We start from the raw sequence: 14060 nt of genomic DNA on the forward strand, positions 1-14060 counted from the left end.
GCAAAAAAAAAGGCACAACTGTACTTCTCAGATAATGAGAAATTCAATTGTGCCTTCGACTGACAAACCGTTTGTTTGTCCGACAAGGACTGACTTAAGCAACTCTTAAGCCTAACCTTATTTTCTGTCGCAGTACAAATATTCGTCTGGGTTGATATCGTCTTTAATCTTTTTTTAAAGCAATTTAAAACTGATCAGTTTCTGACCAATGTATATATTTTTGAAAATAAAAATAAAAAAATCCCGCTTCCAATTCTCTTCCATGTGGGGGTACACTGCTTATTGGAAACGGGATAAATCTATAAATGTGGTATGAGATAAGCAGCTTAACGTATTGTTTATACAAGCATTATGTAGATAAAGCAATTATTTAATTTTCAGCATCCTTTTAGTAATCACAACTTTCTCTTCACTTTGCAAGCCTGATATTTCTATTCTGTAAAAGAATACTCCGCTGGATGTCTGGTCTCCAAAATTATTTGTACCATCCCATAAGCTTTTATATGTCCCATTTTTAAAATATGTATTTTCTAATGTCTTTATTTTCTGGCCTAGCAAATCGTAAATACTTAAAATTACATGAGAGTGTTCTTGAACAGTAAACTCAATTGTTGTGGAAGGATTAAAAGGGTTTGGATAATTTTTTAATAATTGATAGGAATCCCTGGTTATGGCCTTATCATTTATATGAGTTACATTTCCAAAAGAAAAGTTTTGCTTATTACTCCAGGGGCCATCACCCTGATCGTTTAAGCCCATTACTCGCCAATAATATTTTTTATTATCCTCAAATAAGTCAATCACAACAAACTCTGTGTCGATGAGTGTACTATCAAAAATTACATCTACAAAATGATTGTCATGTGCAATTTGCAGCAAATAGTTTTCTGCTCCATAGACGTTTGACCATCTAAAATTTAGATTTTGTAAGTCTAAATAATTTAAAGAATCTACTGGTGAAATAAGTCCTGGAGGTGTTTGAGGTGCTGCTTTCGAAGTTGTAAACTTCCATTTCTTAGACCATAGACTTTTTTCTGTACCACGCTCTGCCTGAACATGCCAATACAAAGTCTCATTAAAATGAAGCAGGCTTGTTGAATACTGTGTTTCTACTACTGATGCAGACTCAACAACATTATTAAATGAACTGTCCGTTGCTATCTCAAAAACATAGCCTTCTGCTCCAATTACCGATTGCCAAACAAAATCAATGCTAATTGGAGATAAATCAGTTGTTACATTTTCCGGTGATTGAAGATTTACTTGATCGAGGCTTGCTTGTTTTGTTTTAAACTGTGTTACTTCAGACCAATCACTTTCCCCAAAATCATTAGAATATTTAACACGCCAAAAATAATCAGAATCTTGATCCAGGTCTTTTAACACTGTCGTTTTTGCATTTTCAATATTTTCTCCAAAAACAACATTCGTAAATTGAGCGTCCGTACTAACCTGAACTAAATAATAATTATTGCCCTCTTCCACCGTGGGATCAAGAAGCAGCTCCCATTCTAATTCTAAATTCAAATACTCCTCATCAATACTTCCATCTAGCGGTGAGTAATTTTCAGCTTGTTCAAACTTGGAAATAAATGTGTTTGTTTCTGACCACTCACCAAATTCCTGTTCGCCACTCTCATTTTCTTTACCGGCCCTAACTTTCCAATAAAAATTCCAATTACTAAAAAGCCCATTCACTTCTTTTGAAAAACCATAAACAATTTCTTCATGGACCAATGTTGTAAAATCGGAATGGTCATCAATATATATTTCATAAAACTCAGCACTGTCAACCGGGCTCCATTCAAAATAAGCAGAGTCTACTGAATTATTTTGCGAATTATTAACCGGTAATAATAGAGATGTTGTTCCCATCTGGGCATATAAAATTGAAGTAAAAAGAATATACCAAGACATAATTGTTTTAAAATATTTCATTTGTGTACCCCCGTACATTTAACATTTTCAATATCTAAAAATTAAAGCCCGGTTCATTTAGATTTGTTAACCGGGCTCTTGAGATTATTTGAGATAAACAAGTTTTTTTACAATGTGGGCATTTTTACTTTGCAGCACATAAAAGTAAATACCAGATGCAGATGTAACACCAAGCTCGTTTCTTCCATCCCATTTTAAAGTATAAAAACCTAAATCAAACTTTTCGTTTGCAAGAGTTTTTACTTTTTGTCCCAGGCTGTTGTATATACTGATTTCTATTTCAGCGCTTTTGGGAACAGTAAACTGAATAGTTGTTTCACCATTGAATGGATTAGGATAGTTCTGGCTAAGTTCTATTTTCTTAGGTAACAAAGCGGTAACAGTTATTTTCCCTTCAACCTGGTAAACACCGCTATAAGAAACTGATGTCAAGGTATATTCATAACTCACACCAGGTTTTATTTTAGTATCCACATAACTGTAGTTTGTCTGAGAGGAAACCGTTCCCATCCCATCAATCTCGGTAACTACAATCTCATTTTCGGTATCAATATTCGTGCGGGAAATTATCCATTTAAGATTGTTCAATTCACTTTCACTACTCCACGCAATCTGAATTCCTTCTTTTGCTGCTACAACATTATAAGAAGCAAGTTCAACAGGTAACGATTGGTCTTCAGTATCATTTGATAAATACCATGATCCGGAAATATTGGAAGTAATATTTGAATATGATATCCAGTTTTCAGAAGAATTGTTAGAAGTGTTGTAAGGTCCAAGGTTTTGACTTCCTGTATCAACCCATAAATAAGGTGCTGAATCATTTTCACCACTTGGTACTTCATCATTGGAGTTATTTGTACCATCTGAATAATATGCTTTTATATCAAGGTCATAACCTGTTGCGCCAACCGGAACGGTTGAAACATTATAATAGCGTTCATAGGCATTATAATTCACATAGCTGCTGTCAATAAGCTCAACTGAAATCGAGGTTAAGTTACCAAGAGTATTAACAGTTATTTCCACAGCATTGTTAAAAGTATATGTATTACCTGCTGAAACATTCTGACTTTCATTAAATAACCACCTAACATTACCAGGAGTGGTTGCACCATTATCACTTTCGTATCGGGCACCTGCTAATGTTCCATCATAATTATTAAAAGTCATGCTGCCTGTTCCATCATAATTAATATTATTTGTCGGTGCAGACCCTCCACCATTAAAAATAACCGAGTTTACATTTCCTAAAACCTGGTTGTTTGAAATTCTCAGATAGCTGTTTTCAGTTCCATTTTCAAAAACACATCCTTCCAGCTTATTGCTTGTGTTAATAGTTGCTCCGCTTTTTACGTTAACACCTGATCCATTTGTATAAGCAAACTTAGCATACTTTGCATTTAATGTAGATCCACTATTTACAATAATTGGATAATAACCTGATGATCCATAGCGTGTTATTTCAGCAAGTGAAGATGAATTTGTGCCTATGGCTTTCAACTCTCCCCCGCTTTCAACACTTATACCGCTGGACCCACCTTTTACTTTTACGATGGCATCTGTGTTAACATCTAATACACCCTGTATCGAGATTTGATTTGAGGTTCCATTTCCGGCTGATATTTCTTTTGCATTTGTGTAAAATGTACCGGCTGTAATCAGTAAATCATTCAGAATGCGCACATTATCCAAGGCATAAATCCCGCCTCCCGAGGTATTGATTGTGAGATTGTATAAATCGGAACCATTGGTTTGCAAAGTATCTGTTTCGCTGCCAAGAAATGTCAACGTTCCAGTGCCACTATCAAAAAGCCCGCTGCTGTTTAGAAAATTACCATCGGTAAAAACATTGTGGTTACCAAAAACCAGACTACCGGAAATTATACTGACGTCTTTTTCAATTCGGGTATCAGTATCAGTTATTGAAACCTGGGCTGTAGCGCCTTTATTTATAAGTAAATTGTAAAACCTTTTCCCTGATCCTGTTCCACCGGAAGATAAGTTTTGAACATTGTTTCCCTGGAAAATAACTGTTGAGTTTCCATGAGAAAAAGTCCCGCTGTTTGACCAATCTCCGGAAAGCAAAACTGTATCAAGATTTGAGTTTACAGTAAATGATGCCCCGGACGCTATCTCAAAATTACCGGAAACTGTTAAATTATTTCCGCTATTAAGTGTTAAGCTTCCGCTACTAATGGTTAAGGTTTTACAAGAAGCATCGCTACTGCTTATAGTTGGCAAATTACTCTTCGTAGTAATAATAACTTTTTCAGAATCTGCCGGTACAGCTTGAGGTGACCAGTTATTTGCTGTATGCCAGTCTGAACTAACTGTTCCTGCCCATGTACGTGTTACAGTTGTATATGCCCAGGTTATTTTAGAGTCCGGATCATATTCGTAAGCAGAGCCTTCAAAACTTCCGGAAGCATCTTCAAAATTGTAACTGCCAGTACAATTAGTTGCATAAACATTGTATGAGGTTCCTCCTGGATTTGATGGAAATTGAACATCACTAATTTTATTTGCGCCTGTCAAAGTTTGAGAATTACTATTAAGATTTAAAAATTTACCATTTGTTACGCCATTGCTAAAAGTCCCGTTGCTGAAATTATTTGTAAGATCAATCGTAGCGCCATTTACATAAATCCCATTTTGGTTCATGTACTCAAACAAATAATGCTGCGCTGAAATCCCTGCCCCACTTTGAACTTCAAAACTATAACTTCCTGTTGCTGAACTTCTGCCAACCCGTGCAATATTGCCGGCTGTACCAACTACATTTATGTGACCGCCGCTTGCAACTGTTAATGAAGCTGTATTATAAAGCCTAAGTTGGGCACCGGCATCAACATCTAATAAACCATTTACAATCACCTGATCGCTTCCATTTCCGGCATCAAGTATCTGGCCATTCAGGTCCAAAGTATCGGTAGCATTGATTGTTAAATCTTCAGTCAATGTCATTTTATCTATCAAACTGTAACTGGATGAAGTACCATCGAAAACGACATTATAAAAAGAAGAATTATTTGATTGGATTGTTTTTGACGCAGTGCTTGCATCAAAATGCACTTTAGAGTTGCTGGCAGTAAAAGTACCGCCGGAGTTTGTCCAATTTCCTGTTACATAAATATTGCGGTTTCCGCTGGCATTTAATGTGCCGGATTGAATAGTCAAATCATTATTTACATAAATATCTTCAACACCGCTAAAAGTACACGAACCTGCTGTTTTGTTTATAACAAGGTTATAAAACTCTTTTCCCGTACCACTTCCCGGGGCCAGTAAGTATTGTGTTGTCACACTTCCATTCATGGTTAAAGTATTTTGAACACCTGCCCCGTTTGCAAGCAGATATCCATAATTATAATACCTGTCGCCTACAGTAATATTGTAGTTATTTGCAGAAACATCTAAAGTATCTCCTGCGGAAACGGTTAAACGACCGGCTACAATCACATCGCTGTTTTCGAGAACACGACGGCCAGTATTTTCACTTTGGTGTGAAATTTCCAACCAACCATAACTTATTGTATCATTGTCGGCTTCTTTTGTCCGTACAGTTTGAGTCATATTACCATCGTAACGAACATAACTGTCTGTTGCCAGGCTTATAGTGCTAAAGTTTGATGGAAAATTATCAGCACCACGTACATATAAACGAACAGCGCTTTGAAGTGTAAAAGTATCACTACCTCCTGTTCCATCTATTGTATAGGTTTGCTGGTTCAGACTGGTTACTCCATTATTTACACGCAGTTCACCGGTAACATTGATATTTACATAAAGAGTTTTACCATTATTGCCACCAAAATAAATATTGTTAAATGTAGGTGTGGAATTTCCACTGATTGACTGGGCTCCGTTTCTGTCAAAAGTAATAGTACCGGTTCCGCCTGTAAAAGAACCATTGTTTGTAAAATTAATTTCAAGTGTAACAATTGCATTTCCACCATTTACCGTTGCGCCGGAATTGATAGTTATGCTCCCGTTTACATCAATAGAACCACTCAATGTTTTTGTACCGGTACCTGAAAATTCAATATTATAAAAGTCATTTGTACCGGAACCACTTACCGATTGTGCAGAATTACTATTAAATTCAACAGTACCGGCTCTATATGTAAATGTACCGGAATTAGCCCAGGCACCGCCCACAAAAACTGTACGGTTTGATGAGCTGACATCAAGTGAAGAACCACTATCAATTGTGATGTTTTTGTTTACTTGTAAATTCTGTGCTGAGAGTACCACAGAGGAATTTCCGGTAATAACAAGGTTATTAAAGCGTTTTGTACTGGATGTTCCACCTGAGTTGAGACTTTGATCCACGCCGTTAAAAATAAATGTACCGGTTGAAGGATTTAAAACACCGTTGTTTTCATAATCCCCCGCCACAGTAATTGTATCTGTGCCAAAGGAGGTTAAAGTACCATAGATGCTGAGATCGCCGCTAATGGTTAAATCTTTCGAATTCCCAAGCTGAACCAATCCGCCTGATTCTATTCGCATGGTAGCACATGCTGCATCATTATTACTTATTAAAGGATCAGTTGTTACATTGGGGATAAGAACATTATCTGTAGATGTTGGGACAGAGTTACTGCTCCAGTTACCTGCCGTATGCCAGTCACTGCTTACATCACCTTCCCAGGTATTATCTGTTGTTACGGAAGACCATGCAATTCGGTCAAAAGGATCATTTTCATAGGTAGAATCACTAAAAATACCAGATGCATTAAAGAATAGAATATTTCCGGCATCATTTGGCTTCTTAACATTTTCGCCAGCACCCAGGCTTGTTGAAAAGTCCACGCTGTCAATTTGCAAATCCTGATTATTATTAATATAAAGAAAACGCCCGCCGGAAACACCATTTGTAAAAACACCATTACTCAGGTCTTCAGTCGTATCTGCACCAGCTCCGGCAAGTTGACCACCATCAATTTTTATCCCTGCTGTATCCATGTAAGAAAACTGATAATGACGAGCATATAATCTGCCATTTGTTCCAACATTGAAAGTATATCCCGAACTACCATGATACGTAACTTCGGCTATATTATTTTCAGTTCCGACTACTTTTAGTGTGCTAGTATTTCCAACACTGGATACATTTACAGTATTGCCGCGTCTTACTTTTAACTGCCCATTTGTTCCCACTTCAAAATTGGCATTGCCATTTGAAGCTGATATATTGAATACATCACCAGAATTGTTTGTTGCTCCAAACTGAAATTCTTTTCCATTAAGTAGAACTGTACCCTGCCTTAAATCATAACTGTTATCAACCCGAATATTATCCAGGTGAATCAGAGTATCTGAATTGTCAGCTACAAAATCATAAAACTGGTTTGGATAAGAAACCGTATAACCGGTTTGAATTGTATCTTTGGATGTATTGTTGAATGTAACACGGCTATCACCAGAAAGATAGCGTAAAGCCTGAGAGTTAAGCCACGATCCTGTTACTGTAATATTATAACCATCGGAGCGGAAATAACCGGTTGAGCTGCCTTCTAGCAGAACAGCATTATCCACCTGCATATGCCCTCTTAAATAAACACTTCCGGTAGTTTTATTTGCTTTAAAATTGTAGAAGTGTTTTCCGGCTGCGGTACCGTTCGTGTACACATATTGAGTTGCAGTCCCCGTAAACTCTACAGTACCCTGTTGTGGTGTAAATGTACCGGAGTTTGTGAAATCACCCAAAATGGTCAAAGCATAATTACTCGCAGAAACATCTAAAGTAACGCCGCTGCTAATTATAAGATCATCATTTACAGAAATTGGGCCACCAAGTGTTTTCGTGCCGCTTCCGCCAAAAGTAACATCATAAAAATCTGCACTTCCTAATCCGGTTATCGTTTGGTCAGCTCCTCCAAAAACAACTGTGGCTGTACCAGTCATTGTCCCTGATCCGGAAGAATTCCAATTGCCGTTTACAGTTAATGTACGCGTATTGTATAACGCACCGGATGTAAAAGTAACGTTGCTGTCAACCTGTACATCATAGGTATTTATTCTTAGTTCACTATCAACGGGTTTATTAATAATAAGATGGTGAAATTTCTTTGCAGCCGTAGTACCGTAACTGTAAAGTAACTGATCTTCACTACCATCAAAAGTAACCGTATTATTATAAAGATTTGTTGTACCAAGGTTATACCAGTTTTCACCAACATTTATATCATAATTATTTGCGACGTCAACATCCACAACTGTAGAACCATAAATATAAAAGCGCCCGCGAAGGTTTAAATCACCATCAAGCGTTTTTGTATCATAACGGAAATAAATATCGCCATATTGGATTTGATCGCTGTCTGAATCTTGAGTCCTGATGTTCTGGGCAAGATTTCCATCAAAACGAACTATGCTGTTAATGGCCAGGTTAACTGTTTCAAAACCGGTTGGGAAATTATCTGCACCACGAACATATAAAGTAACATCCGAACTTACATTTAAAGTATTGCTGACACCAGAACCATCCAATGTATATGTCTGAAGGTTTAGGTAGCTAATACCCGAATTAAGAGTTAAATCACCACTAACAGTAATATCATCTGTTAATATTTTTGCCCCTGTTCCACCAAACACTAAATTTGGAAAAGTATCGCCGGAGCTATTTGGATAAATATATTGAGTGCCATCCCGGTCAAATGTTACAGTATTTCCTGTACCTGCTGTAAAAGTACCTCCCTGATTATTATCCCAGTAAAGACCAACATTCATATCTTGAGAATTAAGATCAAATGTAACGCCATTTGCTACATACAAACTGCTGTTTACATCGATTGCAGCATTGGCTGTTTTTGTACCACTGTTTTGAAGATACAAATAGCCATATTCAATTATGTCACCATCGGCATCGGAACCTACAACTGTTTGAGCACCACCAAAATTGTAGCGCACATACGTATCAACTGAAATTGAAAAGCTTTCAAATCCCGAAGGAAAGTTTGCAGTTCCTTCAACATAAAGAGTTGCTGCATCACCTAAACTAAACAAGTTACCACCACCAACACCTGTAATTGAATTAGCATTCATATCCATAGTGCAGGAATTGATCGAGATACTGCCATTTACATTAAAGCTTGAGCTAACAGTTTTTGTACCACTGTTTTCAAAGGTGACATTGTTAAACGAGGTAGTCGAAGATCCACTTATAGTCTGATTAACCCCATTAAAAACAACATTGCCACTTTGTGGTGTAAAAGTTCCGCTGTTGGTCCAGTTTCCATAAACTGTAATTCCATAATTGCTTGCAGATACATCAAGAGCACTGCTGCTGTTTATTGTAAAATTATTGGTAACATCGATAGCGCGGGCCAGTGAAATTCCTGCTGCATTAATTGTGAGATTATAAAAATCATCTAATCCCGCCCCAGTGATTGAAGAACTTGCGCCAGACATTGTAACTGTTCCCTGCTGATATGTAAAAGCAGCTGTATCTGCCTTTAACCAATTACCCAAAACTTCGACAGCGTAATTTCCACTGCCCACATCAAATGTACCGTCAACAATTGAAAAGTTATTATCAATTTTAACAGCTTCAGCAAGAACAGCTTTGCCACCCGTTTTTTCTATGCTAAAATCATAAAATGTTTTACCAGCTCCGGTACCTCCGGAAATAATATTCTGGTCACTTGTTCCTTTTAAAATAATTGCACCCTGGCTATTAGTTGTAAAAGTACCTGTATTTGACCAGTTTCCTTCAGCGTAAAGTGTATCTGCCGCATTAGAGAAAACAAACGTTCCGGCAATATTCACATCACCTGTTACATAGAGTTTCCCGGCATTTGAACCATCGCCAAGAGTCAGCGTTGCACCGCTTTCAATTGTTAAATGAAATGTGCTGTCACCCGTGGAAGTAATAAGCGGGTTATTTGGCATTCCGGATGGAATTGTTACACGGTTTACGGCTGTTGGGACGGTGTTTGGTGTCCAGTTATCCGGATCATCCCAATCTGTGGATTCAGAACCATCCCATGTGCGAAGGACCGAACTATATGTCCACGCTATTAAAGCATTTGTGTCGTCATCATTACTCTCACCATTAAAAGCACCAAATGCGTCAACAAAAGTCAAACTGCCCTGGTTTAGTGATTTCATGACATTTGAAGCGCCACCACCGGGATCACTAGGAAAAGAGGTTCCTGAAATAGTACTCAATGTCTGATTATTATCAACGCGTAAAAAAGTACCTCCGCTTGTACCATTTGTAAAAGTACCATTAGAAAAATCATTTGTAGAATTTATTGTAGCACCGTCATGAACGTAAATTCCATCTGAGTCCATTGATTCAAATGTGTAATACTGTGCTCCAATACTTGCCCCACTTAATATATCAAAACTATAGGTTCCGCTACCCTGGTTTGTAACAGTTGCAGGATTGCCATCAGCGCCTAAAACTTTTATATGGCCTCCGCTATTTGCAACCAAAACTGAACCAGATGCCAAACGCAAACGTGATCCTGCATCAACGACTAATGAATCACTCACAGAGAGGCTATCACCTGATCCATTCCCCATCAATAAATCATTACCGTTTAAATGAAGCCCGCCATTTGTAATAGTTAAATCGCTATTAACAGCCATTTGATCTTGTATTGAATATGTAACCCCGCTGGCGTTAAAAACTATATTATTGAATGTTTCGCTATTGCTTGAAATAGTTTCGGATGTTCCACTGCCAGCGCCATCAAAAGTTACTGTACCACTGTTTTGTTGAAATTCACCCTCACTCTCAATTGTCCATGATCCACCAACTGTTATGGAATAATCATTGCTAGTAACATCCAGATCACCTTTTGTGACAGTTAAATCATTAAGAACAACCAAATTATCCTGTAGATCTAAATCGTAGTTTTCATTGTAGGCTTTTAAAGTTAGGTTATACAAATCTGAGCCATTTGTTGTTAAGCGGATTGGATTCCAGCCAGCATACTCATCAAATTCCAGAGTTGATGAATTACAAGTAAATGTTCCGCCATTTACAAAGTCACGCCCAATTTTTAAAATATTACTGCCACTCACTGCAAGTGTCACACCCGATGAGATGTTTAAACTTCTGTTTACATCCACATTTGATGAAATTGTTTTTGTGCCGCTTCCATTAAATGAGATATTGTTAAAATCATCAGTCCCGCTGGCAGATATTGCTTGTGTTGTTCCCACAAAAAATACCGTATCGGCTCGATCTGCACGGAAGCTGCCGTTATTTGTATAATCACCATAGACAAATAAATCTGTATACTGACTGGTTGAATTGTTATATCCCGGATATAGTTGGCCATTTTGTACTAAAACATCGTTTGCCACTTTTAAATCATTGTCATCATAATGAAGGTATGCGCCTGCACTTTTTGAAAGTGTGAAATTATAAAGGCTATCAGTCGATCCAATATAAAAGTTTGCATTGTTTGATCCGTCAAAAGTGACCGTTCCATTGCGGCTGTTAAAAGAACCTCCGTTATTATTATTAAAATTTCCACCAACATAAATTGTATAATTACTGGCCGAAGCATCTAAAACACCATCGCTCTGTATGGTAACGTTGTTATTAAAATCAACTGCGCTACCCAATGTTTTTGTACCGCCGGAAATATCAACATTATAAAAGTCATCGCTGCCGGAACCAGAGATTGTTTGAGAAGTACCCTGGAAATATACTGTTGCTGTTCCGTGTTGAAATGTTGTTCCACCGCTTTTTGTCCAATCGCCATCGATATAAATCAACCGGTTATATGATTCCATTCCAAATGTGCCGGATGTAAGATTAAAATCATTATCAATTTTAAGATATGATCCAAGGATTGCTTCGCCGCCACTTTTATTTACAGTCAGGTTATACACTTCTCTTCCGGATGTGCTGCCACCGGCATTGAAAGTAACGTCATTTGATCCAAGCAAATTAATAGTCGTTGGGTTCGCAGTGGCATTAATCGTACCCGAATTTGTGTAATCTCCATACAGGTTTAATACAAATGCTTCATTGTCAAAATCAAAAGTTGTACTTCCGCCAATAGTCAACGTGCCGTTTACCGTTAAATCTGGCTGGCTTCCATCAACCGATTTTGTGTTTCCACTGGCCAACGTCAAATCACCATAAGAAATACCTGTTTTTACTGTCTGCGCACCAGCTAAATCATAGCGTACAGCCGATGCAGCGTCTAAAGAGTAAGAATTAAAACTTGGGAAGTTATTTGAACCACGAACATATAATCGCGCATTTGCCTGTAAGGTAATTGAAGAACTACCGCCGCCACTTAGTATGTAGCTTTGTAAGTTTACATAAGAAACGCTTTGCGAGATAATGCAGGAAGAGTTTACTGTTGTATTGCGATATAACGTTTTGCCATCCGTCCCGGAAAAAGTAAGGTTATTGAATGTTGTTGAATTGTTACCTGTAATACTTTGCCAATTTCCATCTAAAACAACTGTACCGCCGCGCGCAGTAAATGTACCATAATTATACCAGGAGCCATCTACATTTATTGAATAATTATTTGATGTAACATCAAAAGTAACGTTTGCCCCAATATTAAAATAACCGTTAATATCAAGATTTCCATCAGGCTGTTTTGTGGGGAAATTTCCTGTGTTTAACTCCCTGAAAAGAATTCGCCCATACTGAATTTGATCACCATCTCCATCAAGGCTTCGAACAATTTGATTTGAATTAGACTGATAATAAACTACTGACGAAGTTGACCCAAACGCCAAATCTACTGTATTAAATGAACTTGGGAAATTGTCATCAGCGCCGCCCGTGCCATTCGTCCGTTGTGTACGAATTAACAAACCGGCATCCGGCTCTAAAGTAAATGTACCGCCGTTTCCAGTCACAATCCCTTCACTCGGATTTGTTATGTTATAATGTAATAGGTACAAACTTTCGCCACCGTTTACAGTCAAATCACCATTAACACTAATTGAATCATAAACACCAACGCTACCTGCATTACCGGATATAATTAGATTGTTGAAATTCCAGACACCAGGTGCATTTCCGCTGTGATTACTATAAACACTTTGCCAGGCAGTTCCATCAAGGGTGATTGTACCCGTTCCTAAACTTAATGTCCCATCATTTTCAAATGCATCAGAAATGGAATGATCAAAAGTTGAAGGATCGAATGTAACCCCATTATAAATACGAAAGGCGCCATCAATATCCAGATCGCCTGTAGCTGTTTTTGTTGCGCTGTTTTGAAGATATAGATTGAAGAAATTGGAGGCGCTTATATTTTGGCTTCCTGATCCATTTAAATAAACATAAGATCCGCTGTTTGGAGTAAATGTACCATTGTTTGTCCAGTTTCCTCCAAGGTATAAAGAACCGGAAAGAGAAAGTGAACCGCCGGCATCAACCGTAACTGCTCCCGTTACTGTTAAAGTTTTTGCTCCGATAGTTAAAGATGCTCCGCTTTGAACAACTAGACTATTACAAACACCGTTACTGCCATCTATTAAATGAACATCATCACCGGAAGCAAGCGTTATATCGTCTGAGGACGTGGGGACGATATCGTTACTCCAGTTTAATGCATCATTCCAGCTGTTAGTTGCAGCGCCACCATCCCATGATACACTTGCAGCAACACCTTCCACGATAGGCGGCTGAATATTGCCGTTTAAAGTAGAATCATATGGAAAAACTGTTTCATTTGCAGAAATTGTTTTAGCGATATCCTGCTCTAAAACCATCAATTCTTTTTCTGCATTAAGGCTATCATCAACGCTGAAATCTGGTTCGATTACAGCTTCCTCAATGAAATCCTGCTGTATTGGAATAACTTCCTTTTGAAAACCTGCAGGCTCATCCTGAGCAGAAATTGCACTAGCAACTAGTGCTAATATTATTATAATGTTTATTATGCGGATCTTTAACATGACGTACCCCCGTAAATATGTATCTTCTTGTTCTTATTCCTTCAAAAAAAAAGGCGCTACAAAAACATCCCTATTTAAAAGATGATTTATAACGCCTTCTACTTATAAGCCTTTGCTTATCCGTAAAGGTGGCCCATTCTGATTAATGGGTTTTTACATAATTCAGTTTTAGATAAAAAAAAAGGCAAAGCCCCATTACTCCTTATTAGAAGTAACCTGGT

The 14060-nt window shown here is 37.8% G+C and carries 2 protein-coding genes; both read right to left on the bottom strand.

What is annotated here, in order from left to right; all coding sequences use genetic code 11:
- Positions 1-366 precede the first annotated feature (366 nt).
- The gene (locus tag HND50_04770; protein NOG44518.1) at positions 367-1938 is read right to left on the bottom strand and encodes a T9SS type A sorting domain-containing protein; all 1572 of its coding nucleotides are present in this window, start codon (positions 1936-1938) and stop codon (positions 367-369) included.
- Between the two features lie 84 nt (positions 1939-2022).
- A complete protein-coding gene (locus HND50_04775) occupies positions 2023-13839 on the bottom strand; it encodes a T9SS type A sorting domain-containing protein (protein NOG44519.1) in 11817 nt (3938 codons plus the stop codon).
- Positions 13840-14060: the final 221 nt, after the last annotated feature.

The sequence above is a fragment of the Calditrichota bacterium genome (genome assembly GCA_013112635.1).
In the GTDB taxonomy this organism is placed as follows: domain Bacteria; phylum Calditrichota; class Calditrichia; order Calditrichales; family J004; genus JABFGF01.